A 25,909-nucleotide genomic window follows, 5' to 3' on the forward strand; every position below is an offset into this window, starting at 1 on the left:
CATCTGGCCGTCGGTGGGCCGAGTGAGCACTCCGTCGTCCCGCTATGCGAACTGATACCAGTCGATGCTCGTCGCGCGGTGGCGCCGGTCGTAGGCGTCGAGCCCCTCGCCCATCACCCAGCGAACCCGCAGGTCGTCGTACGCCGTCGAGTGGGTGTAATCGAGGAAGGTGACGGGAATCACCGTCTCGCCGTCGACGTCGACGACGCTCGCGAGAATCGTGTATACGTGCTTGTGTCGCGTGTCCCTGACGTAGCCGCCGACGACTGGAACCGTCTGCTCGAGCGGGTGGACGGCCTGGAGGGCGTCGACCGAGCGGCGGGTAAGCTCGAAACAGAAGAGCCCGGTGTTCTCCCCGTCGACGATGGCCTCGTAGTCGGTTCCGGACTCGAAGTGCTGGCGGAGATCGTAGGCGCCGAAGATGACGTTGTCCTCGACCGACCCCGCGACGTAGCGCGGAATGTCGTAGCTCGAGTACTCGCGAAAGCCGTCGACGAGGCCCTCCGCGACAGCTTCGGGATCCGCTGGGTCTGCGCCGCTGAAGGCTTCGATGCGGTCCGGGTCGGCCGTCCGGTACCCACGCAGGGCGGCGACGGTATAGGGGCTGGCCTCGTGGTCGCGGACGAAGTCGAAGAACGCGGGATAGCTGTCGTAGACGAACCTGACGTCGCCGGACTCGAGCGCTCCGAGGTCGACGACGAGTTGCTCGAGAGGGCCGTCCTCGAGGTCGTACTCGCGGTCGACGGCGGCCGCGTCGGCCGGATCGTCGGCGGGGGAGACGGTGGTGAGGACGTCGCTGCCCTCGTCTTCGTCCTCTTTGCTACCGCCACCGCCACCGTTGCCGTCGCCGCCGTCGCTACCGCTGTCGTCGTCCCTGCCATTACCACCGACGAGCGAAAACCGACCGTCGCGGTGTTCGATCCGGTAGCCGTCGACGGTCGCGACGTCGGTCCCCGACGGACGGAGTTCCGCAGACACGAGAGGGTCGAGGTCCTGCCGAACGAGGTTCGTCCCCGTGATGCGGTCGTATCCCAGGAGGACGTTGTCGACCGCTCGGCCGCCGCCAAGGACGGCGCCGCCGCCGGCGAGGCCGGCCAGCAGCTGTCGGCGGGTCAGGTCGTGCTCCATTCGAACGTTCGTAGGACCCGTCCGCTCAAAGGTGTTGCGTCGGTAGACGGTCGCGTGTGACGGTACGTCGAGGCGCACCCGAGCAGCGTGCCCGAGTCACCCGTCCTCGAGCAGGTAGTGCTCGACGTAGGTCGTGACGGCCTCGAGGGTCGCCTCGCTGACGGTCGTCGTGTACCGCCAGTTCTCGACCCCGTCGTAGCCGTCGTGGCGGTAGAACGCGTCGTGATCGTAACAGGCCGTGCCGTGGAATCGCGTCCCGCCGCCGACTCCCTCCGGGCCGGCGTAGGCAGTCGCCATCGGCGACACCTCGAGGGTGTCGTCGTCGACGCGGACGGCGGTCCCGAGGTCGTGTTCACACCGGCTGTCGATCACCGTCTCGACGACATCGCCGGTGAGAAAGGTATGAAAGGCTTCGTGGATGGCGATGTTCTTCGTCACGTCGCGGGAGTCCCACGTCTCCGTGGCGCCGAGGTTGGCGATGACCTGTGCATCCTCGTCCTCGACCGCATCGACGTGGCGATTCGGCCGCCGGGTGCCGCCGTACCCGATTGCGTAGTGAACCGGCCCCCACCAGCACAGGAGGTGGCTACACCGTCCCGTGACGGCTCCTCGTTCCTCGAGCACCTCGGCGAAGGCGTCGAGAACGCCCTGCTGGCTCGGCGCGACGGCGTCCCGCGGGGAAGAGCCGGACGCGAGCGAGAGGTCGACCTGGCCGCCGCGTTCGACGATCACGTCGACGTCCTCGAGCCGTCCCTGCTCTGTGGCGTATGACGTCACCTGGTCGAACGCGTCCCTGATGGCCTCGAGGGCGTCCTCGTACGGCGGTGGCCAGCCGCTCGAGACGCCCTGCCAGCCGTAGCGGGCCCACCCGGTTGTCGGGAGGGCGCCGGGGTAGACGCGGAGGTGGACCGGCCCTTCGGAGACCGACGTGGTCGTCGTCTCGGTGGTCGAGGAGAGGACGGCCGCGCCGCCGAGGGCTGCCAGCACCTCTCGTCGGGTCGTGACGCCGTCGACGAACGCGCCGTCCGCCGTGTCGGCCGTTGCGTCGTCCGCTGTATCGGTTGTCGCCTCGACTGTCGTTCCGTCGCCTCCAGAACCGCGGGATCCGTCGGTCTCGGTCATGGCATCGGCCGATCGGCGCCCGTTTCAATCACCGCGGTGGCGATCGCGCTCACGGCCGCGTTTGCGTTCACGACAGTCAGGCTTCGACCGACGTCGACCGTCCTCGATCCCTCGATCATACCTGTTCTGTTACAACAGAGTCTGGTATTACTCTTCTCGCTGTATTTCGTCGATAACGTGAGTTACAGACTATCTACTGGTTGTTTGGTGACTCTACTCGAATCGGGAAATCCGCGTACGTATCACGAAACAGTCTATTTTCAATGACGGTCTTTCGAGCGATACTGACGCGGGCTTCGGACTGTCACGAACGACGGAGAGTGAGCGGAGAGAACAGGTGGTTCGCCGACGGGAGACCGGACGTCGAAATTGACTCGAGCGAACGTCGTGGCGAACTGCGGTGAATCGGTTGCTCGGGCAAAAGCCGCGACGAACCGACTACTCGAGCGGGAAACGCTCGCGCGTCTCGTAGACGGGACCGTCGTCGGTGAGTCGACTCTCGGTGAGCCGGATCTCCTCGACGGTGGTCGTGCCGACGGTCGGCGAGCGCTCGCGAACGACCGACTGGACGCGCTCTTTCCCGCCGGCGTGGTCCATTCGCGCGATGGTAGCGTGAGGCGTGAACTCGTGGTTGTCGGCCTCGAAGCCCATCGCCGTCGTCCGATTCTCGACGGCCGCCTGGAGGCGCGTCAGTTCTTCGTGTCCGTCCTCGACGCCGAGCCAGACCACGCGGATGTACTCGAGACTCGGGAAGACACCTAGACCGGCAAAGCGAGCCTCGAACGGGTCGATCTCGGCATCGTCGACGGCGGCCTCGAGTTCTCGCTCGAGGTCGGGCACCCGGTCGGGATCGACGTCGCCGAGGAAGACGAGCGTGACGTGCGCCTGTGTCGGGTCGGTGAGCCGTATTCCGGCGGCGCTCGAGAGCGGTTCCTGGACTGCGGCGACGGCGTCGGCGAGCGATTCCGGGAGGTCGACGCTGACGAACAGTCGCATACCGGCGCTATGGGGCCTGAGGGCTTGAATGCTGGTGGCGGTCGCGGTGATCCTAAACTATATATTATATACTTTTACACTATGAATAGTATACTTTGACCCCGACGACCGATCATACTCGAGCCGCGTCCACTACCGCCGCCGTCTCCGCGACCGTCGCGAACTCTCGATTGAGGTGGGCGAGCGCGAGTCGGTGGCTCGTCTCGGCGTCGTAGGTCGTCCCGTCGTAGCCCTTGCGGTCGAACGTCGCCGTGGCGTCCGCGACGACGACCGGATCGAAACCGCGGTTCTCGGCCATTCGGGTCGTCGTCGACACGCAGTGGTCGGTGGTGAAGCCACAGAGGACGACCGTCTCTACGTCCCGTGTACGCAGGCGTTTCTCGAGGTCCGTGTCGACGAACGCGCCGTTGACTCGCTTCTCGAGGACGGGTTCGCCGTCGCGGGGTTCACCGACGGCCTTGAACGCGTTTCCCGGCCGATCCGGTCGCAACGGCGAGTCCACCTCGCTCGAGCAGTGTTTCGCGTGGACGACCGGCCGACCGGTTTCGCGCCAGGCCGCCAGCAAGTCGGCGATTCGCGCCTCGGCGTCGGGATTGTTGCGCTCGCCCCAGGCGGGGTCGTCGAAGCCTCGCTGGACGTCGATCAAGAGCAACGTCGCGTTCGCGGGGAGCGCGGTCTCGAGTCCGTTCATGCCGGTGGGTGGGGCTCGAGCGCGTTGAACGCTTCGACCGGCCGCTCGTGGCGATCTCTTGTGGTCGTTCGTTCGCTCGAGTGCTTTCCCTGTCACCAGGCCTCGATCACGACACGCGGTCTCGCTCGCAGAAGAGAGTCTCACCAGCATCTCACCTTCGGAAGGGTATGCCACGCCCTCTCACTCCCAGAAGAGGGAAATACCGGGCAACCCAACGTCCCTACGATGCTGCTGGTCCTCTGCGTCGACCTCGACGACGACCTCGGTCGGAAGACCGGATTCTCGACGCCCGTCATCGGCCGCGAAGACGTCGAGGAGGCGGCCGTCGCCCTCGCGACCGCGGACCCGGAGGACTCCGACGTCAACGTCGTCTTCCAGGGGCTCCACATCTACGACGACCTCGACTCCCGCGACGAGAGCGTCGAGGTCGCCGTCGTCACCGGCCTCGAGGGATCCGACGTCAAAGCCAACCGCAAGGTCGGCGACGAAGTCGACACCGTGCTGGCCAGTCTGACGACGGGCGAGGACGTCACCGCGTTGCTCGTCACCGACGGCGCCCAGGACGAGTCGGTCGTCCCGATCATCCGCTCGCGGGTGCCCATCGACGGCGTCCGCCGGGTGGTCGTCCGCCAGGCCCAGAATCTCGAGTCGATGTACTACACGATGAAGCAGGTGCTGGCCGACCCCGAGACCCGCGGGACGGTCCTGATCCCGATCGGGATCTTGCTCCTGGTGTACCCCCTGGCGCTCCTCGGCAGCCTGTTCAACCTGCCGGGGCTGATGCTGGGGGTAACCTCGGCGCTGCTCGGCCTGTATCTGATCTCGCGCGGCCTCGGCCTCGGCGAGCACCTCGACGAGACCGTCGAGCGACTCCGCCTCTCGCTGTACGCCGGGCGGATGACCCTCATCGCGTACGTCGTCGCCGCCACGCTGATGGTGCTCGGGGGTGTCAGCGGCCTCGACACGATCGAGACCGTCCAGGACGAGACCGGCGGGAGCGTTCCGGTCGCGCTCGCGGCGTTCGTCTACGGCTCGATCCAGTGGATCGCCGCCGCCGGCATCACGACCAGTCTGGGCCAGATCACCGACGAGTACATCGCTGGTAGCCTCGAGTTGCGCTACCTGAACGCCCCGTTCTACGTGATCGCGATGGCGATCGTCCTCCACGCGGTGAGCGCCTTCTTCCTCGACCGGGCCGGCATCCCGTATCTCGCGACGGCGTTGACGGGCGGGACGCTCCTGGGGATCGTGAGCACGCTCACGTTCGCCGTCGCGGAGTCGCGCCTGTCGGACGGCGCCCGTCGCGTCGAGGGTGCTTGAGACGAGGGCGATTACTGGTGGTGCTTGAACGAAGACGGCCGTTTCCGGCGGTCAGACGCCCGCACGATTCCGTCGACGGAAACGCATCGACGGGCCGTATTGGTGGGTAACAGAGTATTTATACATCCAGTGAGTGGCAAACGGGTATATGGGTGAACGTCCGGAAAACGACGGGACTGCGTCTTCTCCACCCGGCGCAGACGCCTCCTTCTCGGAACTCTATCGAACGCTCGTCGACGCCGTCCCCGGTGGGGTCTGTCAACTCGATGCGGACGGTCGCCTCGTCGCCGTCGACGACGCCCTCGTCGAACTGACGGGATACGATCGCGAGGAACTGGTGGGTGCACGCCCCTCCGCGTTCCTCGCGGACGACGACGCGGAACGATTGAAGGCCGAATTTCGATCGCGGTCGACGACCGACGCTTCGACGCTCGAGTTCGAACTCGCGATCCAGACCGCCTCCGGCGACTCGATTCCCTGTGAACTCCGACTCAACGTCGTGTCGGCGGGCGGCCCGTCTCGAGGGGCGGTCTGCGTCGTTCGCGACCAGTCCGACCGGAAGCGACGAGAAGCCGAATTGGAGAGCGTCCAGGACGCGTTCGAGTCGATGGCTTCGGTCCTCGACGAGGCCGACGTCGGCGTCTTCCTCCTCGATTCGGACTTCGAGATCGTGTGGGCCGACCGGACGATCGAGCGGTTCTTCGACCTCGAGCGGGAGGCCGTCGTCGGTCGCGACAAGCGCGACGTGCTCGAGGAGACGATCGCTGACCGGGTGGCCGATCCGGAGTCGTTCGTCGACGTCATCCGCTCGAGCTACGAGGACAACACCGCCGCCGAGCGATTCGAGTGTCGCCTCCAGTCGGTGGACGGAGCAGAGGAACGGTGGCTCGAGCACCGGAGCAATCCGATCACGGCCGGCCAGTATGCGGGCGGGCGAATCGAACTCTACTACGACGTCACGGATCGGAAGCGATCCGAGGTCGCGCTGTACGAACGTGAAGAGCAGTTGCGGACGCTGATCGAGGCGGTCGACGAGTACGCGATTTTCATGCTCGACACCGACGGGACGGTCGTCACGTGGAACACGGGTGCGCAGGCGATCAAGGGCTACACCACCGACGACGTCGTCGGCGACCACTTCTCGACCTTTTATCCGGAGGAGGATGCCGCGGACGGGAAACCGGAGCGGCTGCTGGCGACGGCGCGCGAGGAGGGGCAGGTCGAAGACGAGGGGTGGCGCGTCCGGAAGGACGGCTCGCGGTTCTGGGCAAACGTCGTCATCACCGCGATCAGGGACGACGGCGACCTGGTCGGGTACGCGAAGGTCACGCGAGACATGACCGAGCGACGAGAGTACGAGGAGCAACTCCGCCGCGAGCGCGACCTGACCGAACAACTCTTGCGGACCTCGCCGATCGCGATCTCGGTCCGGGACGCCGAAGGCTCGCTCCTCCTGGCGAACCACCGCGCGAGAGAGCTGTTCGGACTCACGGAGCCGGACCTCGCCGAGGGTTCCGAGAGCCTCGAGGAGTGGACGATTTCGCACGCTGACGGCACGTCGTTTTCGCCGTCGGATCGGCCCGCGGTTCGCGTCCTCGAAACCGGCAATCAGGTTCTCGACCAAAAAGTCGTCGTCGAACGTCCTTCCGGTGACCGAATATGGCTCTCCGTGAGTGCCGCTCCCGTCTACGACGACGGCGGCGATCTCCAGCGAATCATCACTACGGCCGAGGACATCACCGGGGTCAAAGAACGCGAGCAACAACTCGAGTCCGAACTCGGGGAACTGCTCGGACGGGTCTCCGACGCGTTCTACGCGCTCGACGACGAGTATCGATTCACGCACGTCAACGAACGCGCCGAGGAACTGCTCCAGGCCAGCGAAGAGGAGCTACTCGGCGAGTCGCTCTGGGAGATGTTTCCGGAGGCGGCCGAGGTCGACGAGGTCTGGGACGCGTTTCACACGGCGATGGAGACCCAGGAGCAGACCAGTTACGAACTCTACTTCGAGCCGCTCGACTTCTGGGTAGAGGCGAACCTCTACCCCTCCGAAACCGGCGTCTCCGTCTACTTCAGGGACGTCACCGAGCGCATCGAGCGCGAACAGGAGCTGGCGGAATCCGAGCGACGCTACCGCACCCTCGCCGAGCACTTCCCGAACGGGGTCGTCATGTTGTTCGACGAGGACCTCCGGTGTACGCTCGCGGCGGGACAGGCGTTCGAGAGGCTCCCCCTGTCTGTAGATGGCATAGAGGGGCGGACACCGATGGAAGCGATCGGTGGCGAGGCCGGCGAGCTACTCGAGGAGACCTACGGCGACGCGCTCGAGGGTACCGAGCGATCGATCGAGATCGAGCACGCGAGTCGCCAGTGGGCGGTCCACGTCGTCCCGATCACCACCGTCGAGGGCGAGTCCGTCGCCGGGTTGTCGATGTTCCAGGACATCACCGAGCGAAACGAACGCATACAGAAGCTCGAGCAGTTCGCGAGCGTCGTCTCCCACGGCCTGCGCAATCCGCTGGGTATCGCCCAGATCTACACCGACATGGCGCGACGGGAGGGGAACCCGGAGGACTTCGACCAGATCGAGCAGTCCCTCGACCGCATGGAGACGATCATCGAGAACCTGTTGACCACCTCGCGCGAGGGCCGGACGGTCTCCGATCCGGACCCCGCTTCGCTCGCTGCGACCACGACGGCGGCCTGGCAGAACGTCGAGACGGGCGAGGCGACGCTCGAGATGGACAACGATCTCGGGCGGGTGCTCGTCGACGAGGACCAGCTCCACTCGCTCCTCGAGAACCTGTTTCGAAACGCCGTGGAGTACGGTGGCGAGGCGGTCACGATTCGCGTCCGGTCGCTCGAGGACGAGCCCGGGTTCGCCGTCGAGGACACGGGGCCGGGAATCCCAGCAGAAAAACGGGACGAGGTGCTCCAGTACGGCTACACGTCGGGCAGTGGCACCGGCATCGGGCTCGCGGTCGTTCGCGACATCGCCCAGGCTCACGGCTGGGAGCTCTCGATCACGGAGGGCGAAGAGGGCGGTGCTCGCTTCGAGTTCCGTGGCCTCGAGACGGCCTAATGATCGGTGCTAGCGTTCTCGCTCGACGACGAACTCCGCCAGCTCGAGCAGGTAGTCTCGCGCTTCGGCGTTCGCGACGTCGACGGTCCCGAGGGCGTCGATGGCCCGGTCGGCCTCCGCTCGGGCCCGGCCGTTCGCCTCGGCCGGCGTCATGTCCGTAATCTGTACGAGTGATGGGCGCTCCATCACGGCGTCGTGTCCGGTCGGCTTGCCGAGCGACTCGGGGTCGGCGACGGCGTCCAGAACGTCGTCGCGGATCTGGAAGGCGACGCCGACCCGTTCGGCGTACTCGCCGAGGGCCTCGACCGTGAACGTGTCCGCGTTGGCCGCGATGGCGCCGAGTTCGGCGGCCGCCCGGAACAGCGCCCCGGTCTTGCGCCGGGCAAGGGTCATGTACTCGGCTTCCGTCTCGGGTTTCGCCTCGAGTTCGGTCGCCTCGCCGACACCGAGTTCGACCATCGCCTCGGAGACGACCTGCATCGCGGCGGGGTCGCTCGAGAACAGCGCGAAGGCTTCCCCGAGGAGGCCGTCGCTGGTGATGATCGCGGGGCCGTACCCCAGCTCCGACCAGGCGCTGGTGGTGCCTCGCCGGAGGGCCGAGCGGTCGATGATGTCGTCGACGACGAGCGACGCCGTGTGGACGAGTTCGATGCCGACGCCGAAGTCGACGGCGTCGTTCGCCGCTCCACCGACGGTTTCACAGGCGAGGACGGTCACCGTCGGGCGGACGCGTTTTCCCCCGGCGAGGGTCGCGTGACGGACGCCGTCGTTGAGCGCCTCCGGCTCGACGCCGTCGACGACCTCGATGAGTCGCTCCTCGAGGAGCGCTCGACGGTGCTCCAGCAGTTCCATTGAGGGGGCTTAGGACGGCCCTCAAAAGTAGGTGACGGTTGCTATCACCGTCGCGTAGTCGTCAACGCGCGTGTCGAACTGGGTCCCTTCACAGCGCGCGTCTGTAGCCACACGCCGGACAGTACAGCGCGTCCGAACGAACGAGGAGGTAGCTCCGCTCGCAACGACCGCACGACCCGGCGATGGAGGCGCCCTGCTCTCGAGCCAGACCGCTCACGGTGCCCTCGAGCAATCGCTGGCGGCGCTCGGTCGCGTCGAGTCGAGCGAGCACGGCCTCGAGACGCTGGTCAGTTCGTCGCGCGGGGCTCCGTCCCGCCGGTTTCTGGCCGGGGACTCCGCGTCGAGTGTGGCGTTGTCTGGTGTCCATACGCGTATCTACGCGTCTCGAGGAGAAAAGCCCGTTTTCACGCCCGGTGCCACGTTCGCCGGCCGATTCCGGCTGACGGCCACAACGCTCAAGAGAGCCGTTTCCCATGGTTCGGGTGGCGACGGTGGCCAGCAACAGCAGAGGTGGTGGAACGGCCATGGACGTCGCCAGGGGGTACGTCCCTGCTCCGACGGTGCCAGACTGTACCCGGGTTGCTGGATGTCACGAACAATTGACGTTTCTTCGTCGTTCGAGACGCCTTCTCGATGCGGTTCGACGTTCTCTTTGCACTCCGCGTTGCCGTGCTCCGGTGCTGCCGTGTCTGTCGCTATCGCGAGCACGTTACGACGACACTCGAGACTCGAGACTCGAGAGCGACGCCGACAACGATCGGTTACGCTGATTCCTCACGCGGGTAAGTGGCGGTTACACGCCGCTGGAGCGGCGGTCGGACGGATAGCCGACGCCGACGGCCATCGCGAGCGAGAGGTGCGAACGATCCGAGGCCAGAAGGGTTATGACGGTAGTCACATATTACTACTCGATTCATGACTGGCGACCCGTCGTTCGTCGACCGCTTCGACGATCCACGGATTACGACGCAGTTCTGCCGCCGACTCTCTGGCGAGACGGACGTAACGCTCCTCGGCGTCGTTCACGACCACCCTGCAAGCATCGCCCGCGTCGAAACCGTCCTCGAGTATCTGGAGCCAGATACGCTGGCCCTGGAACTCCCGGGTACGGCCGTTCCGCTGTATCGAACCTACGCCCGCGACAGCGAGGGGACGCCCGCGCCCGAATTCGGCGGCGAGATGGCGGCCGCGATTCGCGCCGCACCGGGAGCGGACGTCGTGGGCATCGACGCTCCCAACTGGTCGTTTCTCCGCCGCCTCTTCACTCGCTTGCTCGCCGACCGCGTCCCGGCGTCGACCGCTCGGCGGGTCCTCTCGAGTCTCGGCGGGGCGACGCGGACGGCGCTGACCTGTCGCGTCGCCGCCACCGTCTCGAACGCGACGTCGGTGACCGTCGCCTGCGACGATCCGATCGAGTACGCCTGTACGGCGGACGATTCGCCCGCGACGCAGGCCGAACACGAGCGACGCCACGTCTCCGGCGTCAGAACGCTCCTCCAGCTCCAGGGCGACGGGGCGGACGCGACGACGTACCGCGACGAGACGCGGGAATCGTGCATGATCGACCACCTCGAGTCCCTCCGGGCGGAGGGGTCGGTCGTCGCCGTCGTCGGCGTCGATCACCTGGAGGCGCTCGAAACGGCGCTGGCGGGTGGGGACGGTGACGGTGACGATGGTTCACAGCGATGACGACCCGCGCTGACGTGCCACCTACTGGCTCGGAAATGACGAACCCAACGACCCGACCTGCACCGAGAACACGGATTCGTCGCGGCTACCGTCTGAGCGGCGAGACGCACACCCGACAGTACGTGAACGTCGGCTCTCGTTCGTTCGGCGCGCCACAGTGCGGACAGGTCGTCGTCTCGCCGTCGACCTCGAGGTCGGCGTCGAGTGAGTCGGTGCCGTCGTGGTGAGTGCGGGCCCGATCCAATCGCGGCGACGACTGCAGGCCGGCGTGCTCGCCATCGGTGACGGACGCGGGAAGGCTGGTCTCACCGTCGCGGCGCACGTACGCGTAGTAGAGCACCAGGTGGAGTAAGGCGAACAACAGCACGTACCCGACGAGCCAGACCCAGAGGCTCATTAGTGTGCTATACGTTCTCAACCTACTTGGTTATTGCCCGTACTATCGCCGCTCGTGATAGTCCGGATTGGGAACGCGCCGTCAGTTCGTTCGGCGTCCGGGCGGCGTCAGGTCGCGCTGGAACTCGTCGAACTGCTCGAGGTCGTCGTCCAGATCGTACTCGATCTCGCGTTCGGCCTGTCGGTTCTCGCCGGCGTCCTCGAGCGGGGTCGCGACGTCCTCCCAGCCGGGTTTGATCTTGATGCTCTTTGCGGGCATACCGACGGCGATGTGGTGGGCCGGCACGTCGTTCTGGACGATGGCGCGGGCGCCGACGATGGCGTTCTCGCCGACTCTGTTCCCTGCACGCACCATCGAGTCGTAGGTCAGGCGGACGTCGTCCTCGATGACGGTGTGGAAGTTTCGGACCTCCGTCTGGTCGACGACGTCGTGGTCGTGGCTGTAGAGGTGTGCGCCATCGGAGATGGAGACCCGGTCACCGATCGTGAGCCTGCCGCGGTCGTCGAGGTGGACGTTGTCATGGATGACCGTGTTGTCGCCGACCGTGATGTTGTGGCCGTACGTGAACGTGATCCCCTTGAAGAAGCGACAGTTCTCCCCACAGTCCTCGAAGAGGTGATCGGCGAGCATCCGCCTGAACCGGAGGGCGAACTCGACGTTGTCGGCGAGTGGCAGGCTGTCGAACTGTCGCCAGAGCCACTGGAGGTGTTTCGAGCGCTCGAACTTCGCTTCGTCCTTCTCTGCGTAGTACTCGCTCTCGAGGGTCGTGTTACAGGGGTCGTAACTCTGGAGCCTGACGAGTTCGGCCGGCGAGACGTCGCCACCGGCTTGCCAGCGTTCGTAGGCGTCCCGGTCCCCGGAGAGGTCGATCAGTACGTCCTCGACGACCGAACAGGTGCTCTCCTCGCTCGAGAGACGCTCGTCGACGCTCGTCACGAACTCCCGCATCCCCGCCTCCGCCTCGTCCGGCAGCGAGGCGTACCGCTTGGTCATGTGGCGATGTACTGTGGCGAAGGTCATAGACGTTCGGTTCTCGATTTTCGCTCCATCTCGAGAGCGTTCGGTATCGGAGTAGCCCGACGTTACCGATCGGTGTATAGCCGAGGTTTCGCCGATAGCGATTCCCCGGGCTCGAGAATGGATTCTCACACTCGAGAACGAGGTTCTCTCGCTCGCGAATCAGTTTCTATCAGCCTCGACTGTCGGGACGCTCTTCGACGAAGGCATACTCGGCGATCATCTGAACGGTCCTCGAGCGCGGCGAGAAGACGGAAAGCGGCTGTCGTGACTCGGTGCCAGCGGACCGATCAGAGCGACGTTCCGGCGACGAGCGGACGCGAGGGCGTGTCGAAGTCGGTGTCGACGATCCCGTCCTCGAGGTGGTCGTCGGCGTACATGACGCCCTTCTCGCCGACAGTGACCAACCCGGACGCCTCGAGGGCGGGCAGGTGCTGGTGGGTCAGGGTGATCCGCACGTCGGCTTCATCGGCCCCGGTCTCGGCGGCGACTTCCGAGGCGAGGACGGCGACGGAGAGCGGCTCGGACGCCTCATCGAGCACGGCGAGGGCGACTCGGCGCCGCTCGTTCGCGAGCGCCTCGAAGACGGCGTCCCAGTTCGTGTCGTTGCGCTCGGTCGTCTTTCGGATGGTCGCCCCGTCGAGGACGAGGTCGTCGGGTAGCGAGACGGCGTCCGCCTCGCGGTCCCAGGAGAGCAATCCGGCGTCCTCGAGCAGGGGCAACTCGACGTGAACGAGCGCCGTTCGGCGCTCCTCGTGCTCGTCCGTGGTGATCGACGCGACCGGTTTCCCACGCTCCTCGGCAGCGAGTTCACGGGCGACCTCGTCGACCGAGAGCCGGTCGATTCCGCCCTCGCGCCGTTCGCCGACGAACGCCAGAATACGCCGTCGCCGTCGGCTGGTAATGGCGTTAAACGTCGAATCAATCGACAGATTACGTGCCGCAGAGTCCGTCTGGCTCATACAAACGCTGCTTACTACCATAGCCGGTTAAGCATCGTTCCAAAACAGATTGGTGGTCGGTCAACGGTCGTGAACGACTGCTATTGGTATACCGTTCAGCACCCGGACTGGACGCATCGCTCTCGGGTTGGAACGACCGCCGGACGTTCCCCGCCGCGTCGACGGATTCGCGACGAACGAGCGGCGTTCCGCACGCCCTAAGTCCCCTCGCTCCCAAGCCCGAGATATGCAGTATCAGACGCTCGGAACCGCCGATGTCGAGGTCAGCGAAGTCGGCTTCGGTGCCTGGGTCGTCGGCACCGACTGGTGGGGCGACCGCTCGGAAGCCGACGCGATCGAGATGATCGACCACGCCCTCGACCGGGGGATCACCTACTTCGACACGGGCGACGTCTACGGCCACGGACGAAGCGAGGAACTCGTCGGGGAGGCCCTCGCGGACGTGCGCGAAGACGTCACCATCGCCACCAAAGTCGGCTACGACTTCTACAACAACCCACAGGCAGGCCACGGCGAGTTGCCCAAGGAGATGGACCCCGACTACCTCCGGGAGGCCGTCGAGCAGAGCCTCGAGCGACTCGACACCGACTACCTGGACGTCCTCCAGTTGCACAACGCGAACGTCGACGAAATCACCCCGGACGTCCTCGAGTTCCTCGACGAACTCGAGGAGGATGGGCTGATTCGCGCCCGCGGCCTCGCGCTGGGTCCCTCCATCGGCTGGCTGGCCGAGGGCGACCTCGCCATCGAGGCGGAGTTCGACTCCGTGCAACTGGTCTGGAACGTCTTAGAGCAGGAGGTCGGGAACCACTTCCTCGAGACCATCGACCGGACCGGTTCCTCGACGAGCCTGATTCCCCGCGTGCCTCACTCCTCGGGCATCCTGAACGAGCAAGTGACCCCGGAGACGGAACTCGACGCGGGCGATCACCGCGGCTTCCGCCCCGACGCCTGGTACGAGACGGGCTGGGAGAAACTCGAGGCCCTGCGCTTCCTGGAGCGCGACGGCGAGCGAACCATGGGCCAGGCCGCCATCGCCTGGCTCCTGAGCCACGAGTCGGTCGCCAGCGTCACGCCGACGTTCCGCACCGCGGCGGACATCGACGAGTGGACGGCCGCCAGCGACGTGCCGAAACTAAGCGACGAGGAACTGGCTCGCGTCGCCGACCTATACGAGAACGACTTCGGCATCGACCGCGAGGACGGCATGGACTCGCTTCGGTCGTCGATCGACGGCGAGGACATCCGCTCGGCGGGTCTGGACAAACTGGCTGCTGACTGATCGCGCCCCGCCCTGAGAAGGACGGTGGCGCTCGAGTGGTGGCGGTCCTGATCTGACGAACTTCTTCGATTACGGACTACACACGAATACGAACATTCTCGTCGGTCGGCCCGAGAGTGACGGCCATGTCGTCGCCCGAAACCTCTCCCCCGGACGGACCGAAGGGAACGGACGAAATGGAACACGCGGTCAAACCGGTCGAACAAGCCCCCTCGAGCGAACCGAACGCGCCGGAGACCCGTCCAGCCACGATGAATGGCCTCCTCGGCGGCCTCGTCGCCGTCTTCGCCTCTTTTCTCACGTTCTCGGTGCTCCTCGGCGGCATCGTCGCCGGCTACCTCGAGGGGGCCGACAGGGAAGACGGGATCATGGCCGGTCTGTATGCGGGTTTCGTCTACGCCGCGTTGATCGTCCTGCCGCTCGTGCTCGGGCTGGGGTCAGTCGTTGGCGTCGGCGAACTGGTCGGCGGACTCGAGTTCGTCGACGGTGGCCTGATCCTCTTCATGGTGTTTTACAGTACGTTCGCCGGCGGGTTCGGCGGCTGGGTCGGCGCGTACCTGAACGCGGAGTTCGGCGACGTGTTCGGTCGTCTCTAGCGGAAACGGTTTGCTGACCGCTCGCCACGGGCGTCGCTCACGCCACTTCTTCTCGAGAGCCGTGTTCGACTCGACTTCGATTTCGACTCACGGACCAATATCCTGTATTCCGAACAGAGACGGCCCTCGCGTTCCAACTTTGCTACCGCCGTGAGAGAAAGAGCGTTCTGCTCCCCCAATTCCTCCGTCGCGACGCGATCACCCTCTCCGCGGTGACTCGAGTTCGATGTCCGCAGCCTCGAGCAGATCGGCGACCTCCTCGCGTTTCTCCTGGTGGTCTCGCAAAAACTCCTTCATGAGGTGGGCAGCCTGCTCCTTGCAGTCGCCACAGAGGCGCTCACCGCCGACGCACTCGTCGTAGACCTGCTTCGCGAACTCGTCATCGTCACCGGCGAGCAAGTAGGCGTAGAGTTCGTAGACGGGACACTCGTCGGCTCTACCGCCGAGCTCGCGCTGGAGTTCGGCCGTCTCGCGTCCGCCCGTGGTCGCCGCCTTCACCTTGTCGTAGCCGTCTTCGGGGTCGTCCAGCAGCGAGATGTGGCTGGCCGGAATCGAGGAGGACATCTTCCCGCCCGTGAGTCCGGTCATGAACCGGTGGTAGATGGACGACGGCGGCTGGAAGCCGTAGCCGTCGTGAGCGAGTTCGATCGTACGGGCGATTTCGGCGGCCTCGTCGTGATCGAGGTCGAAGGCGTCGACGTGTTCCTCGAAGACCCGTTTCTCGCCCTCGACGGTGTCGATCAGCGCCTCGAAGGCCTCGTCGGTCGCCCGGCGGTTCAGGAACCGCGTTCGGGGACGAAGGGGTTCCATGCCAGCGTTCTCGAGCTTCGAGATGGCGCGCTCGAGGACGTCGTCCGTGTCAGCCTCGAGTTCGAGTCCTGGGCCGACCTCGCTGTCGGCGGACGAGAGCCACTCGGCAGCCTCCACACACCGCGGCTGGTCGGCGTCGTCCGCGTACGACTCCCGGGCGTCGTAGGCCGCGCCGATAATCTCGAGTTCGTCCTCGGTCGCCTCGAAGCTCGCGTAGGCCGTCGTCACGCCGAAGTAGCGCATCCTGGAGGCCAGATCCCGGGCGAGCCTGACGTGGGGGTCCTGGTCGGGACCGACGGGAATCACCGTGGGCTTTGGCCCCTCGAGTTGGGGGTAGAGGATGTCGGCCATCTGCGTGACGACCGACTGCATGTGCGAGACGTCGGTCTCGCCGTCGAAGCCGTAGATGGCCCCGAGTTCGGAGAAGTTGGCCTCGATCCCCAGTTCGAACGCCAGGTCCTGCACCTCGCGCTCGGTCGACTGGCGGTAGATCGTTCCGTCCTCGAGGTCGAACCCGAGCGCCAGCAGCGAGAGCAGGTAGTCTCGGGCGTGTTCGTCGATCTCGTCCCAGGTGAGCCCGCGCGCGGAGTGCGCCTCGAGGTCGGCGATCAACGCGTAGGCGTCCCCGCCCTGCTGTTGGTGCCAGATGATCTCGTCGAAGACGAGCTTGTGTCCGATGTGGGGGTCGCCGGTGGGCATGAACCCCGAGAGGACGGCGAAGGGGTCGCCCTCGCGCATGGCCTCGAGCACCGGCCGGTAGTCGCGGTGACCGAAGATGACGCCCCGACGCATCAGGTAGTGAGGGTGGGGCAGGTCCGCGAGGAGTTCGTCGAACTCCTCGATGCCGAACTCCTCGAAGAGTTTGCGGTAGTCGGAGACGCTCGAAGAGCCCCAGGGGTCGAGGGCGACCTCGTCGGCGCCAGCGCCCCCTCCGTCAGTCAGCGGTTCCTCGGCGGCCTCGTCGGCCTCGGCGTCCTCGATGGTATCCGTGCCCGTCCCGGTCATTGTCCCGGATTCGCCGCCCGGTGCGCAAAAACCTTCGCTTCCCCGGCGTCCGGGCCTCGAGCGTCGGTGCCATCGAGGCGGCAACCGCGTTGGTGGGAGATCGACCGCTGTAGCGGGTCTCGAAGCCGAAACCGAAACGAAAACCGAATTCCAATCAGGCTCGATCAGGGGGTCAGCCGCTCGAGCGACCGCCACTCGACGTCGGCGTCAACGTCGCCGTCGGCGTCACCTCCCGGACCCACTTCGCCGACCAGCGCGAACACCATCGTCTTCCGGACGCCGTGAGCCAGCCGCACGTCGAGCGAGAGGTCTCGTGGCTCGAAGACGTGGTCGGCCGGTAGCACCCGGATCAGGAGTTCGGAGTGGCCGAGGTCGTCGACCGACTCGACGTTCGCATAGGTCCGGAAGTCCGCGCCGAACTTGTAGCCCGTCTTGGGAACGACGCCGGCCTCACGGAGCGCGGTGTAGACGGCCAGTCGCCGGTCGAATCGCTCGCCCTCGACGTCGCGACCGCGCTCGAGCACCGCCGCCGGGTCGAGGTCGATCGCGCCCGCCGCCGCGAGGTGGGCCGCCTCGAGCAACGAACACTGCAGGGTCGGTCGGTCGTACTCCCGGCCCTCGAGCGGCTGGCCGTAGAACGTCCGCTCGTAGAGCTCGTGTGGGGGGTTCCAGATGACGACGCGGTCGGCGAGCAGGTCGGCGTCCACGTCCTCGGGCAGGGCCGTCTCGCTCGTTCCCGAAATTTCGGGCCGGCCGACGTCGAAGTACGTGATCTCGCTCTCCTCGTCGACGACGGCGAGGGCGCCGCTCTCGAGGTCGCTCGCGGCTACGTCGGTTCGCTCGCCGACCACGCTCAGTGCGTACTCGATCTCCCCGTCTCCCGGCCCCTTCCCGCGGGGGAAGACGGCGAACTCGGCTCGAGGCGGGTCCGTCACCCACGGTTCGCGAGCGGGGGCGAGGTAGAACCCGCGCGAGCGGAGGTCGGCGTAGACGAGGAACCGAACGCCGAAGTCAGGTTCCGGTCCCGGTTCGCGGGCGAGGAACGAGCGAAACGACAGTCGCTCGTTGCCGTCGCGGACGGCCGCCAGGTCGCCCCGGTACAGCAAGTGGGCGGCCTCGACCGGCGCGAGGGAGATCTCGTTGCCCTCGAGTGGGTAGCCGTAGCCACGCGAGTCGTGAAACCGCTGGCGGGCGTCGTTGCCGACGCGGACGACGTCGCCATCGAACCGTCCCTCGAGTTCCATACCCGGAGGTGTCGGGCGGGCCACAAAGCCCCTGCGGATCCCGTCGTCGGTGCTGGTGGGTCACGTCGCCGGGCAGGCGTCTATGCGGCGAGTCGTCAGTGATCGGCCGTCACCGACCCCTCTTCGGCTGTCGCCTCGGACTCGAGCACCCCCGCTCGACCGCGGTCGCAGGTCGCGTCCAGGCAGCGAGTGCCGGTCATGGTGTCGAACGTGGGGAGGCCGCAGGCACACTCGCCGTCGACGACGCCCGTCGGGATGACGAACCCGGTGTCGCAGTCGGGGTAGTGCTCACAGCCAGCGATCAGGCCGCCGCGCCGGAGGATTAGCAGGTCGCCCTCGCAGTTCGGACAGTCCCACTCGCGGTCGAACGCCTCGCGGACGGCGTCGTCGAGCGATTCACAGCCACGGTCGAGACAGACGTGGAAGGCGAGGCCGCGTTCGACGCGCATGCGAGGGAGGCCACACTCACAGCGGTCGTCGCGGAGGGTCGCATCCCGCGGGATGCCGTAGCGGTCGCCACAGCCGACGCAGTGGATGCTGTTCGACCGGACGAGGACGCCGGTACAGTCGTCGTCTGGACACTCGCCCACGGGGGTACCGGCGCTCGAGGCCGGATAGGTGGCGAAGCCGTCCTCGACGTGGGCGGCGACCCGGAGCGTCTGGGTGTCCTTCTTCGCGACGAGGGTGAATCCGTCCCCGTCTCCATTCTCACCGTTCCTATTTTCGGCAGTAAACAGCAGTCTGCTTGACGAATCGAGTGGTGCTGTGTGTCGCTGGGCTTGCCACTGAATGGTTACTGCTATCGTTTTTCGTCTCTGTCGGGGTGACAGCGGGCGCTATGAAGCACGACCCGCCACCAGCAGTCACATCTTTCTCCGACTGTCCGAGATACGCCACGGGGGCGTCACCGAACGCGAGACGCGGGCCAGCGGAACGGCGTGCTGGCACGATTTCAGAATCTCCCGTATAGGAAGACGTGAACTCGTGGTCCAGTGTTGCCGTCTCGCCGAAGAACACGCGGGCCACGTTGACCGCACCAACGTAGTCGCGATCGGCTTGATGGCCGCATCGGGAGTTGTCACAGCGGAAGTGCCCGCCCCACCACACCTCGTGAAAGTGGTCGGGCGACTTCGTAGTGTGGCCGGTGGAGCCACATCGAGGACACGAGCGGGACGTGTTACCCGGACGCACCCGCTTCACGTTCAGTCCGGCGATGTCGGCCCGATACTCGATTTTCGAGATAATCTCTCGACGCGCCCACGAGGAGAGTTCCCACGAGAGTTGACCTTCACCACGCGGTGGGCTAAGGCTCCGCAAGTCTTCGTGAACAATCGCGTCCACGTCGTACACGAGAGCGAGTGCGAGGACTTGGTTGGCTACGTCGTGGACGAGTTGCTCGCGCTTGTGACGAATCTTGGTGTTAACCCGCTCGTACTCTGCGTGGACTTGCTCGAATGAGTCCGTGTGGTCGTTCCCTTGCTGACGCAAATACGCAAGTTTGGCGTTGAGTTGGTTGCGTTCCCAAGCAAGGGCTTGCATCCGTTCTCGCTCCGTGTTCTGGATGAAATACGGTACAGAGAGTTGCTCCCCGGCCTCGTTGACGACGACGGTGGTGGCATCTTTTCGGAGGCCACCATCAATCGCCAAGGCGGTTTCTACGTCGTCGGATTTCTCTCGGGGTTCGACTTCGACGGGGAACGACAGTTCGTAGTACTCGTCATCGGTTTTGGTCTGTGTGGGGTGGAACGAAGGTGCGGAGAGACCGCCGTGTTCGAGCAATTCGTGGAACGCTTCGTACCCACCCGATTCGTGTTCCGTCCACGTCCAATCTCCCCGAGTTTCGGGTTCGAGTGTGTCGGGTGTTTTGAGTTCGACTGTGAGCGTCTGAGAAGATTCATCATACTCGTATTTCACGGCCTGTCCACTCGTCGGGCCATCGTCAGCAGAATATGGGAGAACGCCTTTCGAGTACGAGGGGCGGTCTTGCATCTCGAAATACGAGTCGGGGTATCGACCGTGGCGGTCGTAGTACGAGTTGAGTTGCCCGATAAGCAGGTCAACGTACCCTGATTTGAGGTATTCCTCGGAGTCCCAGAGTTGTTCCTTGATTCGACGGGTGTCGATGCGTCGAATCTTGTGGTCGGGAAGAACCGGCTGGATGGACTGGAATGCGTTGCGTTTGTCGGCGTGGCTCCGTAGCGTCTCACCAACTTTCTGCATCACGCATCGCTTGTATCGACTTGGGAGATACAGGTCAACGCCTGCGAAGGCGTCATCCTCGTCGAAGTATTTCCACGCTTGGTAGGGGTGTTCGTCAATCCCGATGAGGTGGTCTGGCGTCCAGTATCGCTCGAGGAGCGTGTTGGCTACGCGGGTCGTAAGCGTATCTAATCGAGCGTGGCGCTCTCGCTCTTCGTTAGGGAGTCGTATCGGGAGTGAGAGATGTGTGGACGCCATCTTGAGTCACTCTTCGTCTTCGGGCTCGTGTTGTTCGAGGCGGATGATGGCGACTTTTTCACCAATCCAGTCTTTTGGGACGTGGACGTGTGCGCCGCCGCCAACGGGTTTCGCTTCTTTTTCGAGGGCTTCCCGACCCTCGAACGTGAACTCAGCCATATCCACTATATATACTCAGTATCTATTAAGCGTTTGGATTCGATTTGTGTTGAATGACTGCTGTTCACTGCTGATTTTTGTAGCAGTTACGCAACCCTCGCGGTCGCTCGAGACGCTATCGGCGCGGGTGAGCCAGGCGACGGGCTGGTAGCCGTCGACGTCGTGGACGAGGACGGTGTTGTCGGGCTTGACGATGGTCGTGACGCGGCCGCGGTACTCCTTGCGGTCGGTTCCGTCGGCGATCACAGTGCAGTCACCGGAGAGGACGCGAATGCTGTCGGGCATGACTGGTCTGGCCGCGTGATGGTATATAAACTCTCGAGGCGGTGTGTTTCGGCACGTTTCCTCGACGCTTACCGGGCCCCGATTCGCGCTCGTGTTTTGTGTTCGCGTTCGTATCCGTTCTACTCGCGTCTCCTATCACGTCCGGCTTCGCGTTCGATGTGAGCGAGACGAGACTTTTTGACCCCGGTCGTGATACCGGTTAGTATGGGGGAGACGTACGAGGCGGACTGGCTCCACCTCGCCGACGGGGAAACCGTCGTCTGGGAGAGCCGGCCGCATCCGATCGACATGGGGTGGAAACTGCCGATGGGTCTCGGACTGATGCTCTTCGGGATCGTCGTCCTCGGCCTGTCGGCCGGGGCCGAGTACGGCCTCGCGAGGGTGATCGGACTGGGCGTCGGGGCCGTCGGTCTCGTCGTCGTCACTGCGACCTACCTCCGCTGGACGAGCACGCGCTACGTCCTCACCACGAGTCAACTGTACCGAAAACGTGGCATCCTCTCCCGGGACGTCACCCAGTTTCGCCTCGAGCGCGTCCAGAACACGACCCTCGAGCAGGGCGTCCTCGAGCGGTTGCTCGGGTACGGGCAGCTGACGGTCTACACGGCGGGCTCGGCCGACCCCGAACTCACGTTCACGCACGTACCGAACCCCGAGCGCGCGGCGGGCCGGTTGAGCGCCGAGCTCGAGGGCGATTCGGGTATTCAGCCGACGTGAGCAGGGTTCGGTACGAGACGCCTCGCGCCCCCGTCGCTGGCCGGGACAGAAACGCCTTTCACCGGGCACACCCCGTGTCCGAGTGATGGAGGTCGCCGAGGTTCTACCCGACTTTGCCGACGCCTTCGCGTTCGAGGCGTTCAACGAGATGCAACGCGAGGCCCTGCCCGCGTTACTCGAGCGCGAGGAGAACGTGGTCGCGAGCGCGCCGACGGCGTCGGGGAAGACGGCCCTGGCCGAACTCGCGATCTGTAACGCACTGGCCGACGGTGGTACTGCCCTCTTTATCGCGCCGCTGCGAGCGCTGACAAACGAGAAGGAAGCCGACTGGGACCGCTTCGACTCGCTCGGCTACTCGGTGTACGTCGTCACGGGCGAGCGCGATCTGAATCCCCGCCGGGCGAAGCGCGCGGACATCCTCGTGATGACACCCGAGAAGCTCGATTCCGCGACTCGAAAACACGACTCGCCGCGGTACGACTTCGTGACGGACGTCGACGTCTGCGTGATCGACGAGGTCCACCTGCTCGACGCCGACCGGCGCGGCTCGGTTCTCGAGGTGACCGTCTCCCGCCTCCGTCGGCTCTGTGATCCTCGTGTCGTCGCGCTCTCGGCGACGATGCCGAACGTCGACGACGTGGCGGCCTGGCTCGACGCCCCGCCGGCGTGTACGTTCGAGTTCGGCGACGAGTACCGCCCGGTCGACCTCAAAACGGGCGTCAAGACCTACACCCACGGCGAGAACTCCTTCGCCGACAAGTACCGTCGCCTCTACCGGGCGCTCGACCTCGCCGAACCCCACCTTCGGGAGGACGGTCAGGCGCTGGTGTTCGTCGCCTCCCGCCAGGACACCGTCCAGGCGGCGAAGAAGGCCAGAGACGAGATCGGCGAGCGCGATATCCCGATGGGGGCTCGCGGCGACTACGACTTTCACACCGAAACCAAACGCCTCGAGAACGATACCCTGCGAAACTCGGCGCTCGACGGCGTGGGCTTTCACCACGCGGGCCTCTCGAAGAACGACAAGGACCTGATCGAGGAGTGGTTCAAACAGGGCAAGATCGAACTCCTCTTTTCGACCTCGACGCTCGCCTGGGGGGTCAACCTTCCCGCTCGCTGCGTCGTCATCCGGGACACGAAGTACCACGACCCGCTCGAGGGCGAGGTGGACATGAGTCCGCTCGACATCCTGCAGATGCTCGGGCGCGCGGGCCGACCCGGCTACGACGACGTCGGCTACGGCTGGGTCGTCTGCGACGGCGCCGAGGCGGACGACTACCGCCGACTCCTTCGAGAGGGGAAAGAGATCGAGTCCCGGCTGGCCGACAGCCTCCAGACCCACCTCAACGCCGAAATTGCGATGGGCACCATCACCGACCTCGAGGACGTGATGGACTGGCTCGAGACCACCTTCTACTACGTCCGCGGCCAGTCGCGTCCGGAGTCATACGACTTCCAGAACCTCCGTCGGCGGGTTCGAGACTGCCTCGAGGAGCTGGTCGAGCAGGGTTTCGTCGAGACTGGCGAGGACCTCTCGGTCGAGGCGACGCCCCGCGGGGTGCTCGCCTCCACGTACTACCTGCGCCTCGAGACGGCCGCCGGCTTTGCGGCGCTGTGTGACCGGGCCGTGGGCGCCGGGGGAGACGACGACACCGCCGCCACTAGCGCGTCGGCGCCGGGAACGACCCTCGAGGCCGACGACGTCCTCGAAGCCGTCGCCACGGCTGGCGAGTTCGACTCCGTCTCGGCCCGCCAGTCCGAGCGCGATGCGATCAACGCTGCGCTCGTCAGCCAGGAGAGCGGCGACCTCGACGCCGGTCAGCGCAAGGTACTCGCCATCCTGCGAAGCGCCGCCGACACCGGCAATACTCCACCGGACCTCCGGAGCGACGCCTGGGTGATTCGGCAGAACGCGCTCCGCCTGCTCGCCGCCTTGCGCGCGTTCCTCGACCGGTTCGCGACGCCCCACGACGCCAACCTCGCTCGCCGCCTCGAGGCACGGATCGAGAACGGCGTCACCGACAACGCGGTCGGCCTGACGGCCATCGACGGCGTCGCCGCCGGTCGGGCGAGCAAGCTCTCGACGGAGGGGCTCTCGACGCCCGGTGACGTCGTCGCGGCCGGCGTCTCGGGGCTCGTCGACGCGGGGCTGGGCGAGAGCATAGCCGAACGCGTCTACGAGGGCGCACAGACGCTCCCCGCGGTCGAACTCGAGTGGGGAGACTTTCCCGAGACCATCGGCGCAGGCGAGAACGCCGTCCAGGAGGTCCGGATTCGAAACGTGGGGGAACCGGCCAGGGCCGGCGTTCGCGTCACCGTTAACGGCGTCGAGATGACCAGCACCAGCACGTACCTCCGTGATTCGGAGACCGTCCCCATTGGCGTCTTCGGCGCGAACGCGGACGAACTCGAGTACACCGTCAGCGTTGCCTTCCCCGACGAGCCGCTACGCCCGCTCGAGGAGCGGCGGACGGTCGAGGTTCGTCGGTAGCGTCGGCTTCGAGGGCTGTCTGCGAACGGTTTTTGAGGCTCGGGGGTACTTCTCATGTAGATAGTTCGAACGAGCGAGCGTAGTATGTTCTCCAGTAGACGTCGATACGAGCCATCTCCGTCGAAACATCTATATTAGCACATGATAATATTAGAGATAGCTAAAATGACTGCGCACCACTCGACGAACGAATCCACTCGGTCGAATCGAGACGCGAGTTGCTGTCCCGCGGCGGAACACGCCTTGACGGAACGGGAACTGGCCGCCGACGTCCGAACGCTGTCGGCGGCCGGGAGCGACACGCGGTACGAGGCGCTTCGGCTCATCGCCGACAGCGACGAGGACGTCTGCGTCTGCGAACTCGAGCCCGCCCTCGGCGTGAGCCAGGGTGCGGTCAGCCAGGCGCTCTCGCGACTGTATGCCGCCGGTCTCGTGACGCGGCGCAAGGACGGCCGGTGGCGGTACTACGACACGACGTCGCGAGCCGACAGACTGCTCGCGGTCCTCGACGAAACCCGGAGGCTCGAGGATGAGTGAAGATCGATCGGCCACGGAAACGGGAAGCGACGGACTCAGCGCCGCCGAACAGCGAAAGGCGGTGCGAGCGCGGTACGCCGATATCGCCACCGATTCAGCAACTTGCTGTGGCGACACTGGCGAGTCGCCGTGTGGGAGCGACACCGACGATGCGGAGACGTACGACGACCGGTCGCGGTCGATGGGCTACGCCGAGGATGCCCTCGAGAGCGTCGCGTCGGGCGCGAACCTGGGACTCGGCTGTGGAAACCCGACCGCAATCGCGAGTCTGGAGTTGGGCGAGACCGTCCTCGATCTCGGCTCTGGTGCGGGCTTCGACTGCTTCCTCGCCGGACAGGAAGTCGGGCCAGAGGGCCGCGTCGTCGGCGTCGACATGACGCCGGAGATGGTCGAGAAGGCTCGTGAGAACGCGCGAGAAAACGACGCGACGAACGTAGAATTCCGCCTCGGCGAGATCGAGCACCTTCCGGTCGCCGACGGGTCCATCGACGTGATCATTTCGAACTGCGTCGTGAACCTCTCGCCGGACAAACCGCAGGTGTTCGCCGACGCGTTTCGCGCACTTCGACCAGGTGGACGCCTCGCCATCTCGGACGTGGTGACCACTGCTCCGCTTTCAGATCAGGTGCGAGCGGATCCGTCCTCGGTCGCCGCCTGCGTCGCGGGCGCGTCGTCGATCTCGGCCCTCGAGTCGATGCTTATCGAGGCAGGGTTCGAGAACATCTCCATCGAACCGAAGGCGGACAGCGAGTCGTTCATTCGCGAGTGGGACGACGAGCGCGATCTGAGCGAGTACGTCGTCTCCGCGACCATCGAAGCACGGAAGCCGGTCCGGTGAGTCATCGGCCAGAGTCGACGCGACGAAATCGGAAACGAAGGCGACGGCGTCCTACGACTCCTCCTCGAGCCGGTCGTGTCGCTCGTCAATCTCGTCCAGGATGTCGAGCGTCTTGCGGATCGAGGCGCGAATCGCGTCGCTGCGGTTGACGAACTTTCCCTCGTCGCCGACGTGTTCGTCGAGGTCCTCGAGGAGTTCCTGGGGAATCTCGACGCTGATCTTCGGCATGTGC

The 25,909-nt window shown here is 65.5% G+C and carries 24 protein-coding genes and 2 pseudogenes; 9 read left to right on the forward strand and 17 right to left on the reverse strand.

The window, feature by feature from the left end:
- Window positions 1-42: 42 nt before the first annotated feature.
- From J1N60_RS04145 to J1N60_RS04165, 5 genes are all read right to left on the reverse strand, one after another.
- Complete coding sequence (locus J1N60_RS04145) at window positions 43-1,128, reverse strand: hypothetical protein (RefSeq protein WP_312910923.1); 1,086 nt, start codon at window positions 1,126-1,128, stop codon at window positions 43-45.
- 96 nt (window positions 1,129-1,224) lie between these two features.
- Entirely contained in the window at window positions 1,225-2,250 is a 1,026-nt protein-coding gene (locus J1N60_RS04150; RefSeq protein ID WP_312910925.1) for a hypothetical protein, read from the reverse strand.
- Window positions 2,247-2,369: a hypothetical protein gene (locus J1N60_RS04155; RefSeq protein ID WP_312910927.1), complete on the reverse strand. Its 123-nt coding sequence runs from the start codon at window positions 2,367-2,369 to the stop codon at window positions 2,247-2,249. Before J1N60_RS04155 ends, J1N60_RS04150 begins: the two co-directional genes overlap by 4 nt.
- A 319-nt stretch (window positions 2,370-2,688) precedes the next feature.
- Complete coding sequence (thpR, locus tag J1N60_RS04160) at window positions 2,689-3,246, reverse strand: RNA 2',3'-cyclic phosphodiesterase (protein ID WP_312910929.1); 558 nt, start codon at window positions 3,244-3,246, stop codon at window positions 2,689-2,691.
- 112 nt (window positions 3,247-3,358) lie between these two features.
- The gene (locus tag J1N60_RS04165; protein WP_312910931.1) at window positions 3,359-3,937 is read right to left on the reverse strand and encodes a cysteine hydrolase family protein; all 579 of its coding nucleotides are present in this window, start codon (window positions 3,935-3,937) and stop codon (window positions 3,359-3,361) included.
- A gap of 225 nt (window positions 3,938-4,162) precedes the next feature.
- Here J1N60_RS04165 and J1N60_RS04170 point away from each other — a divergent pair, with 225 nt between their 5' ends.
- Both J1N60_RS04170 and J1N60_RS04175 read left to right on the forward strand, forming a co-directional pair.
- On the forward strand, window positions 4,163-5,257 hold the full coding sequence (locus tag J1N60_RS04170; protein ID WP_312910933.1) for a DUF373 family protein: 1,095 nt from the start codon (window positions 4,163-4,165) through the stop codon (window positions 5,255-5,257).
- A gap of 148 nt (window positions 5,258-5,405) precedes the next feature.
- Window positions 5,406-8,339 carry a PAS domain S-box protein gene (locus J1N60_RS04175; protein WP_312910935.1) on the forward strand — a complete coding sequence of 978 codons (2,934 nt, stop codon included), beginning with the start codon at window positions 5,406-5,408 and terminating at the stop codon, window positions 8,337-8,339.
- Window positions 8,340-8,348: 9 nt separating this feature from the next.
- Here the strand turns inward: J1N60_RS04175 and J1N60_RS04180 are convergent, their stop codons facing one another.
- Both J1N60_RS04180 and J1N60_RS04185 read right to left on the reverse strand, forming a co-directional pair.
- The gene (locus tag J1N60_RS04180) at window positions 8,349-9,191 is read right to left on the reverse strand and encodes a polyprenyl synthetase family protein (RefSeq protein ID WP_312910937.1); all 843 of its coding nucleotides are present in this window, start codon (window positions 9,189-9,191) and stop codon (window positions 8,349-8,351) included.
- 88 nt (window positions 9,192-9,279) lie between these two features.
- Complete coding sequence (locus J1N60_RS04185; protein WP_312910939.1) at window positions 9,280-9,558, reverse strand: hypothetical protein; 279 nt, start codon at window positions 9,556-9,558, stop codon at window positions 9,280-9,282.
- Window positions 9,559-10,106: 548 nt separating this feature from the next.
- Between J1N60_RS04185 and J1N60_RS04190 the strand changes: the two genes are divergently transcribed.
- Window positions 10,107-10,880 (forward strand): hypothetical protein, encoded by a 774-nt coding sequence (locus tag J1N60_RS04190; RefSeq protein WP_312910941.1) that lies wholly within the window; start codon window positions 10,107-10,109, stop codon window positions 10,878-10,880.
- 85 nt (window positions 10,881-10,965) lie between these two features.
- Here J1N60_RS04190 and J1N60_RS04195 read toward each other — a convergent pair whose 3' ends face one another.
- The 3 genes from J1N60_RS04195 to J1N60_RS04205 form a co-directional block, all read right to left on the reverse strand.
- Complete coding sequence (locus tag J1N60_RS04195) at window positions 10,966-11,277, reverse strand: DUF7577 domain-containing protein (RefSeq protein WP_312910943.1); 312 nt, start codon at window positions 11,275-11,277, stop codon at window positions 10,966-10,968.
- A gap of 81 nt (window positions 11,278-11,358) precedes the next feature.
- The gene (locus tag J1N60_RS04200; RefSeq protein WP_312910945.1) at window positions 11,359-12,270 is read right to left on the reverse strand and encodes an acyltransferase; all 912 of its coding nucleotides are present in this window, start codon (window positions 12,268-12,270) and stop codon (window positions 11,359-11,361) included.
- A gap of 314 nt (window positions 12,271-12,584) precedes the next feature.
- The gene (locus J1N60_RS04205; RefSeq protein WP_312910947.1) at window positions 12,585-13,256 is read right to left on the reverse strand and encodes a DUF7344 domain-containing protein; all 672 of its coding nucleotides are present in this window, start codon (window positions 13,254-13,256) and stop codon (window positions 12,585-12,587) included.
- A 226-nt stretch (window positions 13,257-13,482) separates the two neighbouring features.
- On the opposite strand from J1N60_RS04205, the gene J1N60_RS04210 reads away from it, so the two are divergent.
- Both J1N60_RS04210 and J1N60_RS04215 read left to right on the forward strand, forming a co-directional pair.
- Entirely contained in the window at window positions 13,483-14,538 is a 1,056-nt protein-coding gene (locus tag J1N60_RS04210; protein WP_312910949.1) for an aldo/keto reductase, read from the forward strand.
- A 125-nt stretch (window positions 14,539-14,663) separates the two neighbouring features.
- Window positions 14,664-15,134, forward strand: coding sequence for a DUF5518 domain-containing protein (locus J1N60_RS04215; protein ID WP_312910951.1), 471 nt, complete (start codon window positions 14,664-14,666; stop codon window positions 15,132-15,134).
- 198 nt (window positions 15,135-15,332) lie between these two features.
- Here J1N60_RS04215 and J1N60_RS04220 read toward each other — a convergent pair whose 3' ends face one another.
- The 6 genes and pseudogenes from J1N60_RS04220 to J1N60_RS04245 all read right to left on the reverse strand — a co-directional run.
- Window positions 15,333-16,949, reverse strand: a complete 1,617-nt coding sequence (locus J1N60_RS04220) for a tryptophan--tRNA ligase (protein ID WP_312910953.1) — start codon at window positions 16,947-16,949, stop codon at window positions 15,333-15,335.
- Window positions 16,950-17,113: 164 nt separating this feature from the next.
- A complete protein-coding gene (endA, locus tag J1N60_RS04225; RefSeq protein WP_312910955.1) occupies window positions 17,114-18,193 on the reverse strand; it encodes a tRNA-intron lyase in 1,080 nt (359 codons plus the stop codon).
- Between the two features lie 95 nt (window positions 18,194-18,288).
- A pseudogene (locus J1N60_RS04230) lies at window positions 18,289-18,882 on the reverse strand (DUF91 domain-containing protein); the annotation flags it as partial.
- 28 nt (window positions 18,883-18,910) lie between these two features.
- A complete protein-coding gene (locus J1N60_RS04235; protein WP_312910958.1) occupies window positions 18,911-20,413 on the reverse strand; it encodes a transposase in 1,503 nt (500 codons plus the stop codon).
- 243 nt (window positions 20,414-20,656) lie between these two features.
- Window positions 20,657-20,809, reverse strand: coding sequence for a DUF2080 family transposase-associated protein (locus tag J1N60_RS04240; RefSeq protein WP_312910960.1), 153 nt, complete (start codon window positions 20,807-20,809; stop codon window positions 20,657-20,659).
- A gap of 99 nt (window positions 20,810-20,908) precedes the next feature.
- A pseudogene (locus tag J1N60_RS04245) lies at window positions 20,909-21,094 on the reverse strand (DUF91 domain-containing protein); the annotation flags it as partial.
- A 204-nt stretch (window positions 21,095-21,298) separates the two neighbouring features.
- Here J1N60_RS04245 and J1N60_RS04250 point away from each other — a divergent pair.
- The 4 genes from J1N60_RS04250 (at window position 21,299) to J1N60_RS04265 (ending at window position 25,677) form a co-directional block, all read left to right on the forward strand.
- Entirely contained in the window at window positions 21,299-21,811 is a 513-nt protein-coding gene (locus J1N60_RS04250) for a PH domain-containing protein (protein ID WP_312910962.1), read from the forward strand.
- A gap of 85 nt (window positions 21,812-21,896) precedes the next feature.
- On the forward strand, window positions 21,897-24,302 hold the full coding sequence (locus J1N60_RS04255) for a DEAD/DEAH box helicase (RefSeq protein WP_312910964.1): 2,406 nt from the start codon (window positions 21,897-21,899) through the stop codon (window positions 24,300-24,302).
- A gap of 165 nt (window positions 24,303-24,467) precedes the next feature.
- Window positions 24,468-24,839, forward strand: a complete 372-nt coding sequence (locus tag J1N60_RS04260) for an ArsR/SmtB family transcription factor (protein ID WP_312910966.1) — start codon at window positions 24,468-24,470, stop codon at window positions 24,837-24,839.
- Window positions 24,832-25,677 carry an arsenite methyltransferase gene (locus J1N60_RS04265; RefSeq protein ID WP_312910968.1) on the forward strand — a complete coding sequence of 282 codons (846 nt, stop codon included), beginning with the start codon at window positions 24,832-24,834 and terminating at the stop codon, window positions 25,675-25,677. The genes J1N60_RS04260 and J1N60_RS04265 overlap by 8 nt, the downstream gene beginning before the upstream one ends.
- Before the next feature lie 51 nt (window positions 25,678-25,728).
- Here J1N60_RS04265 and J1N60_RS04270 read toward each other — a convergent pair whose 3' ends face one another.
- The gene (locus tag J1N60_RS04270; RefSeq protein ID WP_312910970.1) at window positions 25,729-25,905 is read right to left on the reverse strand and encodes a ribbon-helix-helix domain-containing protein; all 177 of its coding nucleotides are present in this window, start codon (window positions 25,903-25,905) and stop codon (window positions 25,729-25,731) included.
- Window positions 25,906-25,909 lie beyond the last annotated feature (4 nt).

Origin of the sequence: Natronosalvus caseinilyticus (assembly GCF_017357105.1) — an archaeon.
Taxonomy (GTDB): domain Archaea; phylum Halobacteriota; class Halobacteria; order Halobacteriales; family Natrialbaceae; genus Natronosalvus; species Natronosalvus caseinilyticus.

Coding starts and splice junctions, on each gene's coding strand:
- J1N60_RS04145 (WP_312910923.1), bottom strand. CDS start 1,128: ATGGAGCACGACCTGACCCGCCGACAGCTGCTGGCCGGCCTCGCCGGC.
- J1N60_RS04150 (WP_312910925.1), bottom strand. CDS start 2,250: ATGACCGAGACCGACGGATCCCGCGGTTCTGGAGGCGACGGAACGACA.
- J1N60_RS04155 (WP_312910927.1), bottom strand. CDS start 2,369: ATGATCGAGGGATCGAGGACGGTCGACGTCGGTCGAAGCCTGACTGTC.
- thpR (WP_312910929.1), bottom strand. CDS start 3,246: ATGCGACTGTTCGTCAGCGTCGACCTCCCGGAATCGCTCGCCGACGCC.
- J1N60_RS04165 (WP_312910931.1), bottom strand. CDS start 3,937: ATGAACGGACTCGAGACCGCGCTCCCCGCGAACGCGACGTTGCTCTTG.
- J1N60_RS04170 (WP_312910933.1), top strand. CDS start 4,163: ATGCTGCTGGTCCTCTGCGTCGACCTCGACGACGACCTCGGTCGGAAG.
- J1N60_RS04175 (WP_312910935.1), top strand. CDS start 5,406: ATGGGTGAACGTCCGGAAAACGACGGGACTGCGTCTTCTCCACCCGGC.
- J1N60_RS04180 (WP_312910937.1), bottom strand. CDS start 9,191: ATGGAACTGCTGGAGCACCGTCGAGCGCTCCTCGAGGAGCGACTCATC.
- J1N60_RS04185 (WP_312910939.1), bottom strand. CDS start 9,558: ATGGACACCAGACAACGCCACACTCGACGCGGAGTCCCCGGCCAGAAA.
- J1N60_RS04190 (WP_312910941.1), top strand. CDS start 10,107: ATGACTGGCGACCCGTCGTTCGTCGACCGCTTCGACGATCCACGGATT.
- J1N60_RS04195 (WP_312910943.1), bottom strand. CDS start 11,277: ATGAGCCTCTGGGTCTGGCTCGTCGGGTACGTGCTGTTGTTCGCCTTA.
- J1N60_RS04200 (WP_312910945.1), bottom strand. CDS start 12,270: ATGACCAAGCGGTACGCCTCGCTGCCGGACGAGGCGGAGGCGGGGATG.
- J1N60_RS04205 (WP_312910947.1), bottom strand. CDS start 13,256: ATGAGCCAGACGGACTCTGCGGCACGTAATCTGTCGATTGATTCGACG.
- J1N60_RS04210 (WP_312910949.1), top strand. CDS start 13,483: ATGCAGTATCAGACGCTCGGAACCGCCGATGTCGAGGTCAGCGAAGTC.
- J1N60_RS04215 (WP_312910951.1), top strand. CDS start 14,664: ATGTCGTCGCCCGAAACCTCTCCCCCGGACGGACCGAAGGGAACGGAC.
- J1N60_RS04220 (WP_312910953.1), bottom strand. CDS start 16,949: ATGACCGGGACGGGCACGGATACCATCGAGGACGCCGAGGCCGACGAG.
- endA (WP_312910955.1), bottom strand. CDS start 18,193: ATGGAACTCGAGGGACGGTTCGATGGCGACGTCGTCCGCGTCGGCAAC.
- J1N60_RS04235 (WP_312910958.1), bottom strand. CDS start 20,413: ATGCAGAAAGTTGGTGAGACGCTACGGAGCCACGCCGACAAACGCAAC.
- J1N60_RS04240 (WP_312910960.1), bottom strand. CDS start 20,809: ATGGCTGAGTTCACGTTCGAGGGTCGGGAAGCCCTCGAAAAAGAAGCG.
- J1N60_RS04250 (WP_312910962.1), top strand. CDS start 21,299: ATGGGGGAGACGTACGAGGCGGACTGGCTCCACCTCGCCGACGGGGAA.
- J1N60_RS04255 (WP_312910964.1), top strand. CDS start 21,897: ATGGAGGTCGCCGAGGTTCTACCCGACTTTGCCGACGCCTTCGCGTTC.
- J1N60_RS04260 (WP_312910966.1), top strand. CDS start 24,468: ATGACTGCGCACCACTCGACGAACGAATCCACTCGGTCGAATCGAGAC.
- J1N60_RS04265 (WP_312910968.1), top strand. CDS start 24,832: ATGAGTGAAGATCGATCGGCCACGGAAACGGGAAGCGACGGACTCAGC.
- J1N60_RS04270 (WP_312910970.1), bottom strand. CDS start 25,905: ATGCCGAAGATCAGCGTCGAGATTCCCCAGGAACTCCTCGAGGACCTC.